At 65.4% G+C, this 20,336-nt stretch carries 15 protein-coding genes; 4 read left to right on the forward strand and 11 right to left on the reverse strand.

Features of this window, described 5'->3' with window-relative positions:
* Positions 1 to 35: 35 nt before the first annotated feature.
* The 6 genes from HYH08_RS22840 to pcaF all read right to left on the reverse strand — a co-directional run bounded on the left by HYH08_RS22840 (position 36) and on the right by pcaF (position 6,807).
* The gene (locus tag HYH08_RS22840) at positions 36 to 1,124 is read right to left on the reverse strand and encodes a phosphotransferase (RefSeq protein ID WP_220012070.1); all 1,089 of its coding nucleotides are present in this window, start codon (positions 1,122 to 1,124) and stop codon (positions 36 to 38) included.
* 49 nt (positions 1,125 to 1,173) lie between these two features.
* Positions 1,174 to 2,865: a methyl-accepting chemotaxis protein gene (locus HYH08_RS22845; protein WP_220012071.1), complete on the reverse strand. Its 1,692-nt coding sequence runs from the start codon at positions 2,863 to 2,865 to the stop codon at positions 1,174 to 1,176.
* 231 nt (positions 2,866 to 3,096) lie between these two features.
* Positions 3,097 to 3,699 (reverse strand): protocatechuate 3,4-dioxygenase subunit alpha, encoded by a 603-nt coding sequence (pcaG, locus tag HYH08_RS22850; RefSeq protein ID WP_220012072.1) that lies wholly within the window; start codon positions 3,697 to 3,699, stop codon positions 3,097 to 3,099.
* A 1-nt stretch (position 3,700) separates the two neighbouring features.
* Positions 3,701 to 4,402, reverse strand: a complete 702-nt coding sequence (pcaH, locus tag HYH08_RS22855; RefSeq protein WP_220012073.1) for a protocatechuate 3,4-dioxygenase subunit beta — start codon at positions 4,400 to 4,402, stop codon at positions 3,701 to 3,703.
* 119 nt (positions 4,403 to 4,521) lie between these two features.
* Entirely contained in the window at positions 4,522 to 5,415 is an 894-nt protein-coding gene (locus HYH08_RS22860; protein ID WP_220012074.1) for a dioxygenase family protein, read from the reverse strand.
* Between the two features lie 183 nt (positions 5,416 to 5,598).
* Entirely contained in the window at positions 5,599 to 6,807 is a 1,209-nt protein-coding gene (gene pcaF / locus HYH08_RS22865) for a 3-oxoadipyl-CoA thiolase (RefSeq protein WP_220012075.1), read from the reverse strand.
* A 216-nt stretch (positions 6,808 to 7,023) separates the two neighbouring features.
* Here pcaF and mutS point away from each other — a divergent pair, with 216 nt between their 5' ends.
* Both mutS and HYH08_RS22875 read left to right on the forward strand, forming a co-directional pair.
* Complete coding sequence (gene mutS, locus HYH08_RS22870; RefSeq protein ID WP_220012076.1) at positions 7,024 to 9,759, forward strand: DNA mismatch repair protein MutS; 2,736 nt, start codon at positions 7,024 to 7,026, stop codon at positions 9,757 to 9,759.
* A gap of 139 nt (positions 9,760 to 9,898) precedes the next feature.
* Complete coding sequence (locus HYH08_RS22875; RefSeq protein WP_220012077.1) at positions 9,899 to 11,125, forward strand: ABC transporter substrate-binding protein; 1,227 nt, start codon at positions 9,899 to 9,901, stop codon at positions 11,123 to 11,125.
* 239 nt (positions 11,126 to 11,364) lie between these two features.
* Here HYH08_RS22875 and HYH08_RS22880 read toward each other — a convergent pair whose 3' ends face one another.
* On the reverse strand, positions 11,365 to 11,790 hold the full coding sequence (locus HYH08_RS22880; protein ID WP_220012078.1) for a DUF1330 domain-containing protein: 426 nt from the start codon (positions 11,788 to 11,790) through the stop codon (positions 11,365 to 11,367).
* 167 nt (positions 11,791 to 11,957) lie between these two features.
* Here HYH08_RS22880 and HYH08_RS22885 point away from each other — a divergent pair, with 167 nt between their 5' ends.
* Positions 11,958 to 14,174, forward strand: coding sequence for a transglycosylase domain-containing protein (locus tag HYH08_RS22885; protein ID WP_220012079.1), 2,217 nt, complete (start codon positions 11,958 to 11,960; stop codon positions 14,172 to 14,174).
* 337 nt (positions 14,175 to 14,511) lie between these two features.
* Here the strand turns inward: HYH08_RS22885 and HYH08_RS22890 are convergent, their stop codons facing one another.
* The 4 genes from HYH08_RS22890 to HYH08_RS22905 form a co-directional block, all read right to left on the reverse strand.
* Positions 14,512 to 15,351, reverse strand: a complete 840-nt coding sequence (locus HYH08_RS22890) for a M48 family metallopeptidase (protein ID WP_220012080.1) — start codon at positions 15,349 to 15,351, stop codon at positions 14,512 to 14,514.
* Positions 15,352 to 15,567: 216 nt separating this feature from the next.
* Entirely contained in the window at positions 15,568 to 16,896 is a 1,329-nt protein-coding gene (locus HYH08_RS22895; protein WP_220012081.1) for a polyhydroxyalkanoate depolymerase, read from the reverse strand.
* Positions 16,897 to 17,017: 121 nt separating this feature from the next.
* Complete coding sequence (locus HYH08_RS22900; RefSeq protein WP_220012082.1) at positions 17,018 to 17,836, reverse strand: ABC transporter permease; 819 nt, start codon at positions 17,834 to 17,836, stop codon at positions 17,018 to 17,020.
* Positions 17,837 to 18,065: 229 nt separating this feature from the next.
* The gene (locus HYH08_RS22905; protein WP_220012083.1) at positions 18,066 to 18,863 is read right to left on the reverse strand and encodes an ABC transporter ATP-binding protein; all 798 of its coding nucleotides are present in this window, start codon (positions 18,861 to 18,863) and stop codon (positions 18,066 to 18,068) included.
* A 108-nt stretch (positions 18,864 to 18,971) separates the two neighbouring features.
* Here HYH08_RS22905 and HYH08_RS22910 point away from each other — a divergent pair, with 108 nt between their 5' ends.
* Positions 18,972 to 20,282: an ActS/PrrB/RegB family redox-sensitive histidine kinase gene (locus HYH08_RS22910; RefSeq protein WP_220012101.1), complete on the forward strand. Its 1,311-nt coding sequence runs from the start codon at positions 18,972 to 18,974 to the stop codon at positions 20,280 to 20,282.
* Positions 20,283 to 20,336: the final 54 nt, after the last annotated feature.

The raw sequence follows: 20,336 nt of genomic DNA on the forward strand, positions 1-20,336 counted from the left end.
GCGTGCTGCGCAGCGTCCGGGGCACGAGAGTGTTGCTACAACAACTCCTCGCAGCCGAGATCATCGACAGCCATCATTATCCGCTCCAGATTGTTCCACCAGATGACCGGCGGCAGGTTGATGCTCCACATCCACACCGGCTTGGTGATGTGCCAGAGCACCGACCGGCGATAATCCTGGTCGAGCGCACCGCGGGTGTAGCCGGCCACCCCGTGCGCGAGCAACGCCTCGTGATATCGATTGAGCAACTCGCGCTCGAGCGCCTGCCGGCGCTCTGGATACCATTGCATCGCCATCATGTAGGCGAGGTCCGAGGCCGGCACGTTGATGCGCCACTGGTCGAAGTCGAAAATGCGCACGGTATCGACGACACCGGCGCGGGGCAGCATGAAATTCCAGATGTGGGCGTCGCCGTGAGTGATGCTGAGATGGCGCCGCGAAAAATAGCGCTCGGAGAGGCGGGCCGACTGATCGATGAGTCGGCGATAGAGAATGCGTCGTTCCTCGCTCAGGCGATCGCCAAGCAGATCGGCGAAGCGATCGTAATGGCCTGCGAAAATCTCCGTACGCTGTGCGCTCTCTTCGGGGCTCACCCAGGTGCCGACGGTGTCGCCCAGGCTGGCGTGGTCCCACCACGCTGCATGCCAGCCTGCGAGGGTCGTGACGATCGCTGTCGCCTGATTGCGTGACGGCGGCAGCGGCCACTGCGTCGCGATCTCGTGGCTGTCGGTGAGGTCCTCGAGCAGGAGATGCCAGTCCGTGCTGTCCTCGTCGAAGCGGCCATCGAAACAGCGTGGCACCAGCCCCGCGGGCATTTTCGGTGAGAGCTTCGCGTAGAAGTCCACCTCGTGCCGGCCGCCATTCGCGACCGCCTTGGCGAAATTGGGATGCGGCGTCTTCAGAATCAGCGTCTGCGGAGAACCGGCGGACTCTCCGACATAGCGCAGGCCGAGCCGGGTGATGCGTGACACGAGGACATCGCGCTCATCCAGCACCTTCACCTCGCGCACGGCGCCGGCGTCCAGCGCGCCGGCCTTGCGAAGTGCAGCCGTGAGGTAAGCGGGTTCGGCGATCGCCCGTAGTTGTGGAGGTGTCATAGCCATGAGGCCCCTGCCCCGCGCCATACTGCACGATCACAAGTCCGGGCACCAGCGGTCGGCCGGATACCCGGCTTTATGCTGCCGCGGTCGAATCGCGCACGGTCCGGACCACGACCGACCGCAGCTGTTCGAGATTGGCCGCCATGCCCGTGATCGCCTGCCTGACCTCCGCGGCGCGCTCGTTCACCGAGGCGGCGTCGCGGCTGACATTGGAGATCTTGGCCGAGACCTCCTTCGCGGCGGACGCCGATTCGGAGATCGAGCGCGAGATCTCCCGCGTCGCAGCGTCCTGCTGCTCCATGGCTGCTGCAACCGAGGTCGCGACGCCGTCGATCTCGACGATGTGGCCTCCCATGGTCTCGACCGCGTCGACCGCGGCCTGCGTCGAGGCCTGGATCTCGGCGATCAGCCGGGTGATCTCCTCGGTGGATTTCGCGGTCTGGTCGGAGAGCGATTTCACTTCGGCGGCGACCACGGCGAAGCCGCGGCCGGCCTCGCTGGCGCGCGCCGCCTCAATGGTGGCGTTGAGGGCCAGAAGGTTGGTCTGACCGGCGATGCCGCCGATGAGGTCGGAGACTTCCGCGATCTTCTTGACCGATCCGGCCAGCGCCTGGATGGTCGAGCGGGCCTGCTCGCGGCCGGCGACCGCCGATTTGGTCACCGTCGAGGTCCGCGCGACCTGGCTCGCGATCTCCCGGATCGAGGCGCTCAACTGCTCGGCCGCGGCCGAGACGCTTTGCGAGCTGCCCAGCGCCTGGGTGGATGCGGAAGCAACCGCCTGCGACTCCGCGGACAGCGACCGGGCGATCTCGGACAGGCTGGAGGCGGCGCGCTCCACACCTTGCGTCGCCGCACTCGCGGTATCGACCGAGCGGCCGGTCTCGCGCTCGACGGTCTCGGCCATCTGGTGCAGGGCGCCGCGCTTGGCGAGCGCCGCTTCCTGATCCTTGCGCAACTGATCCTCGCGCAAGCGGGAATTCTCGATCGCGCCCTGTTTGAACACCGATAGCGCGCCGGCCATCGAGCCGACCTCGTCCTGCCGGTGCGCGAACGGTATGTCGGCGGCGAGATCGCCGGTCGCGAGCTTCTGCATCGTGTCCGTCATGCGCACGATCGGGCGCACCACGCCAAGGGCGACGCCGAGCAGGCCCGCGGCAATGAAGGCCAGGACGGCGGCGGAGACGCCGAGCAGGATATAGAGCATCGCGCTGTCGCGATCCGCGGCCAGCTTCTCCATGTCGGCGTTCTGCTTGTTGGCGCTCTCGACGATGGCGTCGATGACGGAGCGATGCGCGGTGTAGGCGTCCTTGAGTTGCGCATAGGCGCGCTCGGCGGCAGCCGCGTCCTTGGCCTTGAGGGCCGGCAGGAGCTGATCGGACAGGAGCTTCCAGAACTTCTGCACCTCGGCATCGGACTTCGACACCAGGGCCGTCTTCAAATCGGCCGAGAGGCTGGAGGCGGTCCAATAGGCCTTGCGCTCGTCGTAATCCTTGCGGAGCTGGACCAGGCGCTCGCCGTGGGCGGCCAGCTGCTCCGGCTCGCGCATCGCCAGCGTCGCTTCGAGATAGGCCTCGATGACATATTCGGGCGGCGGCAGGATGTCCGCGATGAGGTCGTTACCGAGCTTGATGTCGGAATACAGCGGGCCGCCGACCTTGAGCTCGCGCAGCGCATAGAGGCTGGTGGAGACGACCGCGGTGAAGCCGATGGCGATCACGATGCCGAACGCAATGATCGCGGAAGACAACGACAGGCGGATTTTCATGGGGCGTTCCCGGCGCGAATCAATTCCGCATCGACCCTAGATCGACCCGGTAAATACGGGATTGCCTGGAGGCTGAGCGACGTTGCGGAAAACTCCGCAAGACTACGGATTCGCGCGCAGGATGATTTGGTTTTGGGTCAGCGACGCTGACGCACGGACACGAAGGTCGATCATCCATGCGCTACGTGAGAAAAGCGTGCCAGCGACTGACGCCGCCGGCACGCCCGTTTTTCAGACGTCGAAGAACACCGTCTCGCTGTCGCCCTGCAAATGCAGGTCGAGGCGATAGACCGCCTTGCCGGCCTCGCGCACGGCGATCAGCGTGGCGCGGCGATCGGCCGGGACCAGCGCCAGCACGGGATCGGCGGCGTTGCCGGCCTCGTCGCTGAAATAGATCCTCGTATAGAGATGCCGCAGCATGCCGCGACCAAACACCGCGACGAGGATGTGCGGGGCCTGCGGCTTGCCGTCGGGATCGGGCACCGCGCCGGGCTTGATGGTGTCGAAGGAATAATTGCCGTCCTTGTCCGTGCCGCAGCGGGCAAAGCCGCGGAAGCTGGCATTTGGCAGCGCACGCTTGTCCTGCGGGTCGGCGAAACGGCCTTGCGCATCCGCCTGCCAGATCTCCAGCATGACGTCCGGCACGACGACGCCGTCGCCGTCGAACACGCGGCCCTCGATGCGGACGCGATCGCCGGTGACATCAGGCGTCAGCGTCGAGCTGGTGAAGGCGTCATTCCAGGCGTACTCGCCGGTCGGCGTCAGGCCATATTTGAAGAACGGGCCGACGGTCTGCGACGGGGTGATCCCCTCGGGCTTCACGGAATCCTGCACGTTAATGGTTCTCCATGGGCGTGGCGTTCTTGCCGCGCAGCACGATGTCAAAGCGGTAGCACAGCGCCCATTCGGGCTGGGTGTTCTCGAGGTCGAACGACGACACCATCCGCGCCCGCGCCTTCTCGTCCGGCACCGAGTTGAAGATCGGGTCGAACGGAAACAGCGGATCGGCCGGGAAATACATCTGCGTCACCAGCCGCGTGACGAAGGAATGGCCGAACACCGACAGATGGATGTGCGCCGGACGCCAGGCGTTGTGGTGATTGCCCCAGGGATAGGCGCCGGGCTTGATCGTCACAAAACGGTAGTAGCCGGCAGAATCGCTCACGGTGCGGCCGGCGCCTGTAAAGTTCGGATCGAGCGGCGCCGGGTGCTGGTCGCGGACGTGGACATAGCGGCCGCAGGAATTGGCCTGCCAGATCTCCACCAGCGAATTCGCGACGCCACGGCCATCCTCGTCACGGACATGGCCGTGCACGATGATGCGCTCGCCGATCGGCTCGCCGCTATGCTGAGTGGTGAGATCGGCATCGCCCGGACGGACCGTCTCGTGGCCGTAAACCGGGCCGGTCAATTCCGCCAGCGTGTGGCGCATCGGGATCAAGGGCTTGTTCGGCGCGCGCTTGACCGAGCTCTTGTACTCGGGCGACAGCGGCAGCGGATGTGCCTTGTTGCTGTCCGTGGGATAGACGAATGTCATGGGCGAACTCCTCCCCGGCCATTCTGGTCCGGCCGGTCAACGCTTCTCCCCGATCATTATAGAATATAACTAATCTAGGGAAGCGGGTTCGGCGGCGTCCTGCGCCCGTCAGGATCGCCTTATTTGATCGGCGCCCGCGGCAGCACGGCCTCGCCGGCTTCCAGGTGGTAGGTGTGGTCGAGCGAATACCAGGGCGTCGTTACGTCCGGCGCGGCCGGATGCGGCGTGTCGTGACGCACGAACTTGCCGATCAGCGCCTGCGTCACGCCGAACTGCACGTCGCTGTCGATATGGGGATCGTTGGGATCGTAGACCTGCGAGATCAGCACCTTGAAGCCGGGCTTGAAGATCAGGGCGTGCAGATGCGCCGGACGATAAGGATGCCGGCTCTGCGCCTCCAGCAGGCGGCCGACCACGCCATTGGTCGGAATGGGATAGCCGACCATCATTACTGAGCGGAAGGAAAAGCGGCCGTCCTCCTCGGTCGTGAACTTGCCGCGCAGGTTCATGTCGGCCTGCTCGGGGTCCTGATTCTCGTAGAGCCCCACCGGCGAGGCGTGCCAGACATCCACCTCCGCGCCCGCAACGGGACGACCGTCCTTGTCCACGACACGGCCATTCACGAACAGCGGCGCGCCGGGCGTTTCCGAGCGCACGATCGAGCCGCCGTTCTCCACCCGCGGCGAGTTCAGCCGCCAGAACGGGCCGAGCAGCGACTGATCGGTTTCGGTGTTGCCGTGATCGCCATTGTTGAGGAGACACACCAGCGGCGAGACGCCGAGTGAGCCCGCCATCAGCACGACCTCGTTATGCGTGTCGGTGGTCAGTTTCCCGAGCTCGGCGATGATGGCCGTCGCATCGCGAAACTCCTTCTCGGTCAGCCTGACATCGCGGACGAAGCCGTGCAGATGCTTGACCAGCGAGATCATGATCTGCCGCAGCCGCGGATCGGACGTCCGCTCCATCACCGCAAGGACCGCAGCCGTGACGTCCTGCTCGCGCGCGATGATCATGCATGTCTCCCAGCCGTCCGGACTCTTCGCCTCTCCCCGCGTGCGGGGAGAGGCCGGAATTTGCGAATAGCAAATTCCGGGTGAGGGGGACTCTCCGCGAATCCAACTGTCACCGTCCTTGCGGAGAGCCCCCTCACCCCAGCCCTCTCCCCGTAAGAACGGGGAGAGGGAGAGGAGAGACCGTCAGTTCAGCTTCTCAATCGCGACGGCCACGCCCTGGCCGACGCCGACGCACATGGTGGCGAGCGCGAGCTTGCCGCCGCGCTTTTCCATGCCGTGAGCGGCGGTGAGCACGAGGCGCGCACCGCTCATGCCGAGGGGATGGCCGAGCGCGATGGCGCCGCCATGCGGATTGACGTAGTCGGCATCGTCAGCGACGCCGAGCTGACGCATGCAGGCGATACCCTGTGAGGCGAAGGCTTCGTTGAGTTCGATCAGGTCGAAATCGGTGATCTTCTTGCCGAGGCGCTCCATCAGCTTGCGGGTCGCGGGCACCGGGCCGATGCCCATGATGCGCGGCGGCACGCCGGCCGATGCGAGGCCGAGGATGCGGGCTCGGGGCGTGAGGCCGTGCTTCTTCACCGCGGCTTCGGAGGCGAGGATCATCGCGGCAGCGCCGTCATTGACGCCTGAGGCATTGCCGGCGGTGACGGTGCCGGGATTGCGCACGATCGGCTTCAGCTTGGCGAGGCCCTCGAGTGTGGTTTCGGGGCGCGGATGCTCGTCCTTGTCGATGGTGATGGGGCCGGCCTTGCCGCCTGGAATGGTGATCGGGGTGATCTCTTCGGCGAAATAGCCTGATGCGATCGCCTTGCCGGCGCGCTGCTGCGAGCGGATGGCGAAAGCATCCTGGTCGGCGCGCGAGACCTGGAATTCCTCGGCAACGTTCTCGCCGGTCTCCGGCATCGCATCGACGCCGTACTGCGCCTTGAGCAGCGGATTGATGAAACGCCAGCCGATCGTGGTGTCGAAGATTTCAGCGGACCGCGAAAAAGCTTCCTGCGCCTTGCCCATCACGAACGGCGCGCGGGTCATGGATTCGACGCCGCCGGCAATCGCCAGCTCAATCTCGCCGGAGCGGATGGCGCGCCCGGCCGCACCGACCGCATCGAGACCGGAGGCACAGAGGCGATTGAGGGTCTGGCCGGGAACCGAATCCGGCAGGCCTGCCAGCAACAGCGCCATACGCGCGACGTTGCGGTTGTCCTCGCCGGCCTGATTGGCACAGCCGAAGAACACTTCGTCCACCTGCGCCCAGTCGAGATTGGGATGCTTGGCCATCAGCGCCTTGATGGGGGCTGCGGCCAGATCGTCGGCGCGCACCTTGGCGAGCGAGCCGCCGAAACGGCCGATCGGGGTCCGCACGGCATCGCAGATAAAGACGTCACGCATCGTTGTTCTCCCTGAATGCCGCGGTCCGGCCAAAATTCTTCAATGTCGGCGGAGTTTTAGGAGGGCGCCCGCGGCAGGTCAATTGACGGTTTCGCGCGCGTTCCGAGGGGCGCGTACGCCGCCGACGCATGCCGCGGTGCGGACAACGTGGAAAACCTCCCCGATCAGGCCAAAGCGATAGGAGCAGGGGGCGAAATTTTGTAGGTTGCGCCGCCCATGACAATGCAACAGCCGATCCCCGTTCCGCCTCCCGACGAAGCCTCCGCAGCGCCGGAAACCGCCGCGCGCGTTACGCCGATGATGGAACAGTACCTGGAGATCAAGGCGGCACATCAGGGCCTCTTGCTGTTCTACCGGATGGGCGATTTCTACGAGCTGTTCTTCGAGGACGCCGAGATCGCCTCGAAAACGCTCGGCATTGTCCTGACCAAGCGCGGCAAGCACCAGGGCAACGACATCCCGATGTGCGGCGTGCCGGTCGAGCGCTCCGAGGATTACCTGCACCGCCTGATCTCGGCCGGCCATCGTGTCGCCGTCTGCGAGCAGACCGAGGATCCCGCGGCGGCAAAGGCGCGCGGCAACAAGAGCGTGGTCCGGCGCGGCGTGGTGCGGCTGGTCACCCCGGGCACGCTGACTGAGGACACGCTGCTGGATGCGCGCGCCAACAACTACCTGCTGGCGATCGCGCGCGCCCGCGCCTCGGGCGGCGGCGACCGCTTCGGGCTTGCCTGGATCGACATCTCGACCGCCGAATTCACCGTGCTGGAATGCTCGAACGGCGAACTCGCCGCGACGCTGTCGCGGATCAATCCGAACGAGGCCATCGTCACCGACGCGCTCTACAACGACAGCGAGCTCGGGCAGACCCTGCGCGAGCTGCCGGCGGTGACGCCGCTGACCCGCGACGTCTTCGACGGCGCCACCGCCGAGAAGCGGCTGTGCGATTATTTCGCCGTCGCGACCATGGATGGCCTGGCGCAACTCACGCGTCTCGAAGCCACCGCTGCCGCCGCCGCCGTCACCTATGTCGACCGCACCCAGGTCGGCAAGCATCCGCCGCTGTCGCCGCCCGCACGCGAAGCCTCCGGCGCGACCATGGCGATCGATCCCGCCACCCGCGCCAATCTGGAGCTGACCCGGACGCTCGCCGGCGAGCGCCGCGGCTCGCTGCTCGACGCGATCGACTGCACCGTGACCTCGGCCGGCTCGCGTCTGCTGGCCCAGCGGCTGGCGGCGCCGCTGACCGAGGCGCCCGCGATCGCCCGGCGGCTCGATGCCGTCACCGCCTTCGTCGCCGACTCAGCCACGCGCGAGGACATCCGCAGCATCCTGCGTGGCGCACCCGACATGTCGCGGGCGCTGGCTCGTCTTTCGGTCGGCCGCGGCGGCCCGCGCGATCTCGCGGGCCTGCGCGACGGCATCATCGCCGCCGACCAGGTGCTGGCGCGACTCGGCGAGCTCGACCAGCCGCCGCAGGAGATCGCGGCCGTGATGGCGGCGCTCAAGCGCCCGTCACGCGACCTCGCCGCCGAGTTTGCCACCGCGCTCGACGAGCAATTGCCGCTGATCAAGCGCGACGGCGGCTTCGTGCGCGCCGGCTATGAGCCCGCGCTCGACGAAGCCCGAAACCTGCGCGATGCCTCCCGCCTCGTCGTCGCTTCGATGCAGGCCCGCTACGCCGACGACACGGGCGTGAAGGGCCTCAAGATCCGCCACAACAACGTGCTCGGCTATTTCGTCGAAGTGACCGCGCAGCACGGCGACAAGCTGATGTCGGCGCCGCTGAATGCGACCTTCATCCATCGCCAGACGTTGGCCGGACAGGTGCGCTTCACGACGGCCGAGCTCGGCGAGATCGAAGCCAAGATCGCCAATGCAGGCGACCGCGCGCTCGGGCTTGAGCTCGAGATCTTCGAGCGGCTCTGCGCCAAGGCGCTGGATATCAGTGATGACCTGCGCGCCGCGGCGCAAGGTTTTGCACTGCTCGATGTCGCGACGTCACTGGCCAAGCTCGCAGTCGACGAGAACTATGTGCGGCCGGAGGTCGATGGCTCGCTCGGCTTCGCGATCGAGGCCGGCCGCCATCCCGTGGTCGAGCAGGCCCTGAAGCGCAATGGCGAGCCGTTCATTGCCAATGCCTGCGATCTCTCGCCGGCGCCGGGCCAAAAGTCCGGCCAGCTCTGGCTGCTGACCGGTCCAAACATGGCGGGTAAGTCGACCTTCCTGCGTCAGAACGCGCTGATTGCGCTGCTGGCCCAGATCGGCAGCTTCGTGCCGGCCGCGCGCGCGCGGATCGGCATCATCGACCGCCTGTTCTCGCGCGTCGGCGCCGCCGACGATCTCGCCCGCGGCCGCTCCACCTTCATGGTGGAGATGGTCGAGACCGCCGCGATCCTCAACCAGGCTGGCGAGCGTGCGCTGGTAATTCTGGACGAGATCGGCCGCGGCACCGCGACCTTCGACGGCCTCTCGATCGCCTGGGCCGCGATCGAGCATCTGCACGAGAGCAACCGCTGCCGCACCCTGTTCGCGACGCACTATCACGAGCTGACCGCGCTCTCGGCCAAACTGCCGCGGATGTTCAATGCGACGGTGCGGGTCAAGGAATGGCAGGGCAATGTCGTGTTCCTGCACGAGGTGCTGCCGGGCTCGGCCGACCGCTCCTACGGCATTCAAGTGGCAAAACTCGCGGGCCTGCCGCCGGCCGTGATCACCCGCGCCAAGTCGGTCCTCTCCAAGCTGGAGGCACAGGACCGCGGCCAGACCGCGCGGGCCCTGGTGGACGATCTGCCGCTGTTCGCGGTGCCCTCCCGCGCGGCGGCTGAAGCCGCAGCGCCGACCGAGGCCGAGCTGCTGATGGAAGCCGTGAAGGCGCTGCACCCCGACGAGATGTCCCCGCGCGAGGCGCTGGATGCGCTCTATGCGTTGAAGGCCAAGCTGCCGAAGCAGTGAACGGCGCTGTAGGGCGGGCCAGTCGTACTGCCACACAGACACCCACCTTGCGTTGCAGCAACCGTTCCTCCACACTCGCCCTCAGCGGTGACATCCAGCCGGATCGATCACCTGCAATAACAAACTGAGGAAATTGCCAATGAGGAACGGGATACTGCATCTGGCCACAGCAACGGCGCTGACCCTGGCGCTGTCGGTCTCTGCGGCCAGTGCCCAGAAGAAATATGATCCGGGCGCGAGCGACACCGAGATCAAGGTCGGCCAGACCGTGCCGTTCTCCGGGCCGGCCTCGGCCTATGCGTCGATCGGCAAGACCCAGGCCGCCTATTTCAAGATGATCAACGACCAGGGCGGCATCAACGGCCGCAAGATCAATCTGATTCAGTACGACGACGCCTATTCGCCGCCAAAAGCGGTGGAGCAGGTGCGCAAGCTGGTCGAGAGCGACGAGGTGCTGCTGACCTTCCAGATCATCGGCACGCCGTCGAACGCGGCGGTGCAGAAATATCTCAACTCCAAGAAGGTGCCGCAGCTGTTCGCAGCCACCGGCGCCTCGAAGTTCACGGACCCGAAGAACTTTCCTTGGACCATGGGCTACAACCCGAACTACTTCGTCGAAGGCCGCATCTACGGTCAGTACATTCTCAAGGAATATCCAAACGCCAAGGTCGGCGTGCTCTACCAGAACGACGACCTCGGCAAGGACTATCTGAACGGCATCAAGGCCGGCCTCGGCGACAAGGCCGCCAAGATGATCGTGACGGAAGCATCATACGAAGTCTCCGATCCGACCGTCGATTCGCAGATCCTCAAGATCAAGGACGCCGGCGCCGATCTGTTCTTCAGCGCGACCACGCCGAAGCAGGCGGCGCAGGCGATCAAGAAGATCGCCGAGATCGGCTGGCATCCGGTGCAGATCGTCGACATCAATGCCACCTCGGTCGGCGCGGTGATGAAGCCGGCGGGGCTCGAGGCCGCCAAGGGCGTGATCAGCGTCAATTACGGCAAGGACCCGCTCGACCCGACCTGGAAGGATGATGCCGGCCTGAAGAAGTATTTCGACTTCATGGCGAAGTACTATCCTGACGGCGACAAGGATTCGAACTTCAACACCTACGGCTACGGCACCGCGCAGCTGCTCGCCCACGTGCTGCAGCAGTGCGGCGACAATCTGACGCGTGAGAACGTCATGAAGCAGGCGGCGTCGCTGAAGGACGTCACCGGCGACATCGCCTTGCCCGGCATCAAGGCCAACACCTCGCCGACCGACTACCGCGTCAACAAGCAACTTCAGATGATGAAGTTCAACGGCGAGCGCTGGGAGCTGTTCGGTCCGATTCTGGAGGATGCGGGCCCGGCGGGTTAATGGATGTTGAACTCCCACAGCAATCGGCGGCCTCGCGGCCGCCGATTTTTTGTCTCGCTGCACAAACCCATCACCGTCACCCTGAGGTGGCCGCCTCTTCGGCGGCCCTCGAAGGGCGACGGCCCGGCTGGCGGCCGCGCGGACACATCTGGGGCCGTTCATCCTTCGAGGCTCCCGGCGCGATGCTTTGCATCGCGCCACTCGCACCTCAGGATGACGGGGAGAGAGCCGCGTTCGCCCTACTCCGGTATCTCCCCAAAACTCTTCCCCACCGGCAACACCGCGTGACGGATCAGGCGCGAGTCCTCCACCGCGGCCTGACGGTGCTTGACGGCCTCGCGATAGACAGGATCGCGGATCATCTCGACGAAGGAGGCGACGCTGGGATATTCCGCGATGAAGCAATGGTCCCAGCGTTCGTCCTGCGGGCCGATCAGCATCAGCTCGAACCGCCCCTGCCAGACGATGCGGCCGCCGAGGCGTTCGAACACCGGACCGCTGTCGCGGCCATAGGCCGCATAGGCTTCCGCGCCGCTCACCTTGCGGCCGTCGGGATAGGCCGCCTCTTTGCGCAGGCGCACCAGATTGAGCATGTGGATCGGACCGGGGCGATCGTTGTCCCGGAATTGCGCAAAGATCTCCTTGGTCGGGTCGATGTGGCCCATGAATGTTCCCTCGTGTTTTGTGGCCGCGATCCTAGCTCCGGCGGCCCGCAAGCGGAACTGCGGCGGGCGAATGCCCCATGTCCTAATCGCGCGTTAACGTCCGCGTAACGGGGCCTTAAACCCCGACCGCTAGCGTGCGGCGGGGCGGGCTGACCGGGCGTTTGCGTATGGGGTTGGGTAAGAAAAAGGGTGGGCGGAAGGAGCCGTTGTTCGGCTTGCCTGCTGCGCTCGCCGATCTGCGCCTGACGGCAGCGGACCGCATTCCCGGCGGCGGCGACGACAAGCCGAAAAAATCAGCCAAGCGCAAGGCCGAACCTGCCGACGACGAGCCGCCGCGCGAGCGCAAGGCACCGGCCAAGAGCAGCGGCGCCAAGCGCCGGCCAAAAGCCGGCGGCTTCAGCCTTGGCCGCCTCCTCTATTGGGGCGCGGTGCTCGGCCTGTGGGGCGTGATCGCCATGATCGGCCTCGTGATCTATGTCGGCGCGCATCTGCCGCCGATCCAGTCGCTGGAGATTCCCAAGCGCCCGCCGACGATCCAGATCGTGGGCATCGATGGCAGCGTGCTCGCCCAGCGCGGCGAGATGGCCGGCGCCAATATCGCGCTGAAGGATCTGCCGCCCTATCTGCCCAAGGCCTTCATCGCCATCGAGGACCGCCGCTTCTATTCGCATTTCGGCATCGACCCCGTCGGCATCATGCGCGCGCTCGTCACCAATCTGCTTCATCGCGGCGTGTCGCAGGGCGGCTCGACGCTGACGCAGCAGCTCGCCAAGAACCTGTTCCTGACCCAGGAGCGGACAATGCAGCGCAAGCTGCAGGAGGCCGAGCTGGCGATCTGGCTGGAGCGCAAGCACTCCAAGGACGAGATCCTGGAGCTCTATCTCAACCGCGTCTATTTCGGCTCCGGCGCCTATGGCGTGGAAGCCGCCGCGCAGAAATATTTCGGCAAGTCGGCGAGGGCCGTCACCGTCGCGGAAGCCGCGATGCTGGCCGGCCTCGTCAAGTCGCCGTCGCGCCTTGCGCCGAACCGCAACCCCGAAGGCGCGGAGGCGCGCGCGAAAGTCGTGCTGACGGCGATGGCGGATGCGCAGTTCATCACCGACGCGCAGGCACAGGCCTCGATCGGCCATCCCTCCTACAACGTGAAGCCGGCCGGCGCCGGCACGGTCAACTATGTCGCCGACTGGATCGGCGAGGTGCTGGACGATCTGGTCGGGCAAATCGACGAGAGCATCAAGGTCGAGACCACGATCGATCCGAAGCTGCAGAGCGTGGCGGAATCGGCCATCATCGACGAACTCGCAGCCAAGAGCGTGAAGTTCAATGTCAGCCAGGGCGCGCTGGTGGCGATGACGCCCGACGGCGCCGTGCGCGCCATGGTCGGCGGACGGAACTATTCCGAGAGCCAGTACAACCGCGCGGTGACCGCGAAGCGCCAGCCGGGCTCCTCGTTCAAGCCGTTCGTGTACCTGACCGCGCTGGAGCAGGGCCTGACGCCCGACACCGTCCGGCAGGACGCGCCGATCGAAGTCAAGGGCTGGAAGCCCGAAAACTACACCCATGAATATTTCGGCGCGGTGACGCTGACCCAGGCGCTGGCGATGTCGCTCAACACGGTCGCGATCCGCCTGGGCCTCGAGGTCGGGCCGAAGAACGTCGTGCGCACCGCGCACCGGCTCGGCATCTCCTCGAAACTCGAGCCGAATGCGTCGATCGCGCTCGGCACGTCCGAGGTCTCGGTGGTCGAGCTGGTCGGCGCCTATGCGCCCTTCGCCAATGGCGGTTTTGCAGCGACACCGCATGTGGTGACGCGGATCAGGACGCTCGGCGGGAAGCTGCTCTACATGCGCCAGCCCGACGAGCGCAACCAGGTCATCGACCCCCGCTATGTCGGCATGATGAATGCGATGATGCGGGAGACGCTGATCTCGGGCACCGCCAAGAAGGCGGAGATCCCCGGCTGGCCGGCGGCCGGCAAGACCGGCACCAGCCAGGATTATCGCGATGCCTGGTTCATCGGCTACACCGCGAACCTCGTCACCGGCGTCTGGCTCGGCAATGACGACAACGCGCCGACCAAGAAGGCGACCGGCGGCGGCCTGCCTGTGGAAGTGTGGTCGCGCTTCATGAAGGCGGCGCATGAGGGCGTGCCGGTGGCGGCCTTGCCGAGCTCGCCGGGCGGCTGGGGCCTGTCGAACCTCGCGCAGGCGGCCTCGCAGGTGTCGCCGCCGACCGTGATAGCACCCCCACCAGGACCGGGCTCCGCGCCGGTGAGCAATGGCGGCTATCGCGCGCCACCACCGACGCGGGCGAATGTGCGGCCGGAGGCGGCCGCGGGGCTCGATGGCTGGTTGATGGACCGGCTGTTTGGCGGGAACCGGTAAGGCCCCCACGACACCAATTTCGAAAACAACCCCATGCACAGTAGGCAGCGGCTTGCAGCGTGACGTGGGGGTCGATTGCTCGAAGCGCTTGAGGCGGCGAGGCAAATTGCGCGCGCGGCGCAAGCGTCGCGAATGCGGCGAGAATCGAGCGAAGCGCTGAACGTCGTCTCACTCTCAGTGTCGTCCCGGCGAACGCCGGGACCCGTACCGCGTGATCTATCGACAGCGAAGAGTAGCAGTACCGGATGACTGATCTTCGCCAAACTTCTCCCTGTGGTTATGGGTCCCTGCTTTCGCAGGGACGACAGAGAGTGTTGGGCTGGCCCCGAGGCTCTAACTAATCCTCGACCCCATACCGGTGCAGATCATTCCCGTACGTGTCGAGCCACTTCTTGGCGCGCTCCATCGAGGGGCAGACCTTGCCGCAGACGCGCCAGAACCGTGCCGAGTGGTTCATCTCGACGAGATGGGCGACCTCATGCGCGGCGAGATAGTCGAGCACGAAGGGCGGGGCGAGGATCAGGCGCCAGGAGAACGACAGCGAGCCGGCCGAGGTGCAGGAGCCCCAGCGGCTGGACTGGTCGCGGATCGAGAGGCGCTTGACCTTGACGCCGAGCTCGGCGGCATAGGCTTCCGCCGAACGCTGCAGATCCTTGCGCGCCTCGCGCTTGAGGAAGTCGCTGACGCGGCGATCGACATGATCGAGCCCGCCGGCAACGCAGAGGATCTTCTCGCCGCTATCGCGCGTCTCGGTCCACACCGTGCCGCGCTGGCCGGCACGATGAACAATGCGATGCGGCGTGCCGCGAAGCGGTATCACCGTGCCAGGCTGGAACGGCGCAGCCTTCGGCAAACGGCCGAGGCGCGCCGCGATCCAGGCACCGTGACGCGACGCGAAGTCCTTGGCTTCGGCGAGCGTGCCGCGCGGCGGCATGGTGAGGATGGCTTCGCGATCGCTCGGATGAATTCGGAGCGTGTAGCGGCGCGCGCGGCGGTGCCGGCGCAGCCGGATCGCAAAAAACTGCGATCCGTGGGTGATGACGAGGGTCTTCGGTTCGTGGGGCCGCCGATAGAGGAGTGCGCGTGTGGCCATGTCTGTCAGTCCGGGGAGCAGGAGTTCGCCCGGATTCTGCCATAACCGCCGCCAGGGAAAGCGCTCGGCGCAAAAACAAATCATTTGCCCAATATACAGGGGTCAGGCGTCCGGGAGACCCTACAGACTGGGGTTGGAACCGGCTTTTTTCGCCCCCGCTGGACGCATGCGGCACCCCCAAGGGGTGAGGGATGACTCACTCCTAGAGCGCTACCTGATTACCTCGAATCTGGCGGGAACTAGGCCCACCGGAACCGGCCGGAAGGTCCCGATTTTTGGCGGAAAAGCCGAAAACGAAGCTTATTCAGCCGCAAGCGCCCGCATCGAGCTCGGATTCGCAGCGGAGACCATGAAATCATGGATGCGCGGCACGATTTCCGACTTGAAGCGCGAGCCGTTGAATACACCGTAGTGTCCAACGCCCTTCTGGACGTAATGGACGCGGCGATGATCGGGGATCGAGCTGCACAGCGTGTGCGTTGCTTCGGTCTGACCGATCCCGGAAATGTCGTCGTTCTCGCCTTCAACCGTCATCAGCGCAACGCGCGTCACCTTGGAGGGATCGACGCGCGTTCCACGATGGGTCATCTCGCCCTTGGGCAGCGAATGTTTCACGAACACGGTGTCGACGGTCTGCAGGTAATACTCGGCCGACAAGTCCATGACAGCGAGATATTCGTCGTAGAACTCGCGATGCTTGTCGACCAGATCGCCGTCACCCTTCACCAGGTTGGCGAACAGGCGCTTGTGGGCGTCCATGTGCCGATCAAGGTTCATGCTGATGAACCCGTTGAGCTGGAGGAAGCCCGGATAGACGTCGCGCATCATGCCCGGATGCGGAAATGGCACCTTGGTAATGACGTGGTTGCGGAACCAGTCGATGCCGCGCTCCTGCGCAAGGTTGTTCACCGCGGTCGGATTGCGGCGGGTATCGATCGGGCCGCCCATCAGCGTCATCGACGTCGGCACGAACGGATCTCGGCGCGCCTCCATGAGCGAGACCGCGGCGACGACGGGCACGGAGGGCTGGCACACCGCCAGCACATGGGTGTTGCCGCCGAGGACGTGCAGCATCTCGATGACGTAATCGATGTAATCGTCGAGATCGAAGCGGCCTTCGCTCAAGGGCACCATGCGGGCGTCAGCCCAATCGGTGATGTAGACCTCATGCGCCGGCAGGAAGGCCTCGACCGTGCCGCGCAGCAGGGTCGCGTAGTGCCCGGACATCGGGGCGACGATCAGCACGCGCGGCTGCGGGCTGCGCAGCGGGCGGGTGAATTTGCGATCGAAATAGAGCAGCCGGCAAAACGGCTTTTCCCACACCGAGCGGACTTCGACGGGAACGCGGATGCCGTTGACCTCGGTGTCGTCAAGACCCCATTCCGGCTTGCCGTAGCGGCGCGTGGTGCGCTCGAACAATTCGCAGGCCGCGGCGACGGACTTGCCGACCTCGGTGCGAGACCATGGATTGAGGGGATTCTGAAACAGCAGCTTGGTCGCGTCGGTGATCGCGCGGGCCGGATTGAGAGAGGCGTGCCCCATCTCGTACATCCAGTACATCGGCGTGGTCAGGACCGGGCTGCCTTCATTCGCCTGGAGCGGTACGCCGCCAAACTCACCAATCGGCATGATCAAATTCCTCTTCGCATCGCAGCATACTGCCGAATGCGTAATATTGCGTCAATGCATGGTTCCGTACATCTACGTAGCCAATACCGTTAAACCAGCCCGAATCCACGAGAAAGTGACGTTATTCGCCGCCCGACAGCAGCGCGCCGTGCGTCTTGGCGCTGCGCAAAAGGGCAAGGAATGCCCAAAAAGAAGCAACCAGCAGACCAGCGTTGATGGCCAACGCCTCCAGCATCAGATCGATCCGGAAGGTGTTGTCGATCAAGAGCGCGCGCATGCCTTCGAACACGTAAGTCGGCGGCAGCGTCCAGGCGACGACCTGCAGCCAGGCCGGCAGCACACTGACGGGATAGTAGATGCAGGCGAGCGGCATGATCGCGAACATCAACGTCCAGACGATGCTCTCGGCGCCGAGGCCGTTTCGCAAGACGAGACCGGAGACGAAAATGCCGACCGACCAGCTGGTGAAGATCAGATTGCAGAAGAAGGCGACCAGCGGCAGGCCGAGCGCATAGACATTGAAGTGAAACAGCACCAGCGCGATCAGCGTCATCGGGATGATGCCGATCGCCAACCGGATCAGGCTCATCACCATCAGCGACAGCAGGAACTCGATGGGCTTCAAGGGGCTCATCATGAGGTTGCCGAGGTTGCGCGCCCACATCTCCTCCAGGAAGGAGATCGAGAAGCCGAGCTGGCCACGGAACAGGATGTCCCAGAGGATGACGGCGCCGATCAGCGTGCCGCCGGCCCGCGCGAAGAAATTGGAATTTTGCGCGATGTAGTACTGGATAAATCCCCAGGTGATGATTTGGAGTGCCGGCCAGTACAACAGCTCGAGCAGCCGCGGCCAGGATGACAGCAGCAAGTACCAATAGCGCAGGATCATCGCGCCGATGCGGTGCGGGGAGATGCCGCGGTGGAGGGTGAGGTCGGTCATTGTGGTGATCCGTGGCGCGGATGGAGCGAAGCGCAATCCGGGGTGCCGCACCAACCACGCACACCGCCGTCATCCTGAGGTGCAAGCCTTGCGATGCGGACCGCATCGCAAGGCTTGCCTCGAAGGATGGGCCACACACCCTTGCGGCTCATCCTTCGAGGCGCGCGAAGAGCGCGCACCTCAGGATGACGGCGGTGCGCGAGGATAGGGCAATCATGGAGAGCCCCCATCACCTCACCCCCTCCTTCGCCCCGTTCGCCCGGCCGCGCGCAACATCGAGAAACACCTCTTCCAGCGTGGTGCGTTTGTAGCGGGCCATGATGGCGGCGGGCGTATCGTCGTCCTCGATGCGGCCGCGTTTCATGATGATGACGCGGTCGCAGAGCCGCTCGACCTCGAGCATGTTGTGCGAGGCGAGCAGGATGGTGGCGTTGTTCTCCTTGCGATAGCGCTCCATGTGCCCCCGGACCCAGTCGGCGGTGTCAGGGTCGAGCGAGGCGGTCGGCTCGTCCAGCAAGAGCAGCTCGGGCCGGTTGATCAGCGCTTTCGCCAGCGCGACGCGGGTCTTCTGCCCCGCCGACAGCTTGCCGTTGGCGCGGTCGATGAAGTCGGTGAGGTCGAGATCCCTGGCCAACTCGGCGATGCGGTCCGACAGATTGTTCACCGCATAGAGCTTGCCGAAGATGGTGAGGTTCTGCCGCACCGTGAGCCGCATCGGCATGTCGACATAGGGGCTCTCGAAATTCATCCGCCCCAGCACGGCGGCGCCGTCGTCGGGCATGCGGTGACCGAGCACCTGGACGCGGCCGGAGGTCGGCAGCACCAGGCCCATGATCATCGCGATGGTGGTGGTCTTGCCCGCGCCGTTGCCGCCCAGGAGGCCGGTGATGCTGCCGCGCGGCAGCGAAAAGGAGATATCGTCGACGGCGCGGGTCTGCTTGTAGACCTTGACGAGGTGATCGACCGCAATCGCCGCGGAGCGATCCGCGACAGTCGGCCAGCTTGAAGCCTTGTCATTCTCGGTCATGCTGGCCGTTCTTCTGCTATTGCAGCGGAGAGCGCAAGGCTTGTAATCCCGGGTGGTTCCGCGAGCCCTGCGTCCGTGATCCGAGAAGGCACCGCCACATTGGCCGAGATGACCGAAATTGCCGCTTCCGACTTCCGCCCCGCGCAGCGGCATATCCGGCTGGACACCATCCTGCGGCTGCGCTGGCTCGCGGTGCTGGGCCAGCTGGCTGCGATCTTCATCGTGGCGCAGGGGCTGGAGTTCAATGTCGAGATCGTCCCCTGCGTCAGCATCATCGCGCTGTCGGCCGCGCTCAATCTGGGGCTCCAGACCGTCGCCAATCCGATGCAGCGGCTCGAGCCGATGCAGGCGGCCGGCCTGCTGGCGCTGAACATCGTCGAGCTCGCCGGCCTATTGTTCTTCACCGGGGGCTTGCAAAACCCATTCTCGTTCCTGTTCCTCGCGCCCGTGCTGATCTCGGCGACCGCGCTGCCGGCGCGCTTCACCTTCGGCCTCGGCCTGCTCGCCGTCGCCTGCGCCTCGGTGCTGTTTTTCTTCCATCTGCCGCTGCCTTGGGATTCCGACGATCCGCTGGTGCTGCCGCCGATCTATCTCGTCGGCGTCTGGCTCTCGATCGTGCTCGCGATCGGCGTCACCAGCCTCTATTCGTTCCAGGTCACCGAAGAGGCGCGCAAGCTCGCCGACGCGCTGGCCGCGACCGAGCTGGTGCTGACGCGCGAGCAGCATCTGACCCAGCTCGACGGTCTTGCCGCTGCTGCCGCGCACGAGCTCGGCACGCCGCTCGCGACCATCTTCCTGATCGCGCGCGAGCTGGAGAAGACGGTGAAGGACGCAAGCTTCGCGGCCGACCTCAAGACGCTGCGCGAACAGACCCAGCGCTGCCGCGACATCCTCAGCAAGATCACCCAGCTCTCCTCGACCGGCGCGCCGTTCGACCGTATGAAGCTGTCGGAGCTGATCGAGGAGGTGGTGGCCCCGCACCGCGATTTCGGCGTCGACATCAAGGTGCGGATCGCGGTGGCGGCCTTCGCCGAGCCGGTCGGCTCGCGCAACCCGGCGATCCTCTACGGCGTCGGCAACATCATCGAGAACGCAGTCGATTTCGCCCACACCACCGTCGAGGTGAATGCGTGGTGGAACAAGGACACGATCGAGCTCCTGATCTCCGATGACGGACCCGGCATTCCGCCCGACATCCTGAACCGGATCGGCGAGCCTTATCTGTCGCGGCGACGCGCCCAGGATGCCGGCGGCGGTCTCGGGCTCGGCGTGTTCATCGCGCGCACCCTGCTGGAGCGCACCGGCGCCAAGGTCTCGTTTACCAATCGGGTGTTTCCGGAACACGGCGCCGTGGTCCAGGTCACGTGGCCACGCGAGCGTTTTGAGGCTATCGAGACATCAGAAGAAACAATAGGATAGACCGCGACCTTGCGTCGCACTAGCGGCCCGATCGACTATTGGCGGCCTTGGCAC

It is taken from the genome of Bradyrhizobium sp. BR 10289, from assembly GCF_019455385.1.
In the GTDB taxonomy this organism is placed as follows: Bacteria; Pseudomonadota; Alphaproteobacteria; order Rhizobiales; family Xanthobacteraceae; genus Bradyrhizobium.

What these genes read in the sequence shown, in the direction of transcription:
- mutS (WP_220012076.1), top strand. Translation starts at nt 7,024, where the DNA reads ATGACAATGCAACAGCCGATCCCCGTTCCGCCTCCCGACGAAGCCTCC.
- HYH08_RS22845 (WP_220012071.1), bottom strand. Translation starts at nt 2,865, where the DNA reads ATGAAAATCCGCCTGTCGTTGTCTTCCGCGATCATTGCGTTCGGCATC.
- HYH08_RS22885 (WP_220012079.1), top strand. Translation starts at nt 11,958, where the DNA reads ATGGGGTTGGGTAAGAAAAAGGGTGGGCGGAAGGAGCCGTTGTTCGGC.
- pcaF (WP_220012075.1), bottom strand. Translation starts at nt 6,807, where the DNA reads ATGCGTGACGTCTTTATCTGCGATGCCGTGCGGACCCCGATCGGCCGT.
- HYH08_RS22860 (WP_220012074.1), bottom strand. Translation starts at nt 5,415, where the DNA reads ATGATCATCGCGCGCGAGCAGGACGTCACGGCTGCGGTCCTTGCGGTG.
- HYH08_RS22890 (WP_220012080.1), bottom strand. Translation starts at nt 15,351, where the DNA reads ATGATTTGTTTTTGCGCCGAGCGCTTTCCCTGGCGGCGGTTATGGCAG.
- HYH08_RS22875 (WP_220012077.1), top strand. Translation starts at nt 9,899, where the DNA reads ATGAGGAACGGGATACTGCATCTGGCCACAGCAACGGCGCTGACCCTG.
- HYH08_RS22910 (WP_220012101.1), top strand. Translation starts at nt 18,972, where the DNA reads ATGACCGAAATTGCCGCTTCCGACTTCCGCCCCGCGCAGCGGCATATC.
- HYH08_RS22880 (WP_220012078.1), bottom strand. Translation starts at nt 11,790, where the DNA reads ATGGGCCACATCGACCCGACCAAGGAGATCTTTGCGCAATTCCGGGAC.
- HYH08_RS22905 (WP_220012083.1), bottom strand. Translation starts at nt 18,863, where the DNA reads ATGACCGAGAATGACAAGGCTTCAAGCTGGCCGACTGTCGCGGATCGC.
- HYH08_RS22895 (WP_220012081.1), bottom strand. Translation starts at nt 16,896, where the DNA reads ATGCCGATTGGTGAGTTTGGCGGCGTACCGCTCCAGGCGAATGAAGGC.
- HYH08_RS22900 (WP_220012082.1), bottom strand. Translation starts at nt 17,836, where the DNA reads ATGACCGACCTCACCCTCCACCGCGGCATCTCCCCGCACCGCATCGGC.
- pcaH (WP_220012073.1), bottom strand. Translation starts at nt 4,402, where the DNA reads ATGACATTCGTCTATCCCACGGACAGCAACAAGGCACATCCGCTGCCG.
- HYH08_RS22840 (WP_220012070.1), bottom strand. Translation starts at nt 1,124, where the DNA reads ATGGCGCGGGGCAGGGGCCTCATGGCTATGACACCTCCACAACTACGG.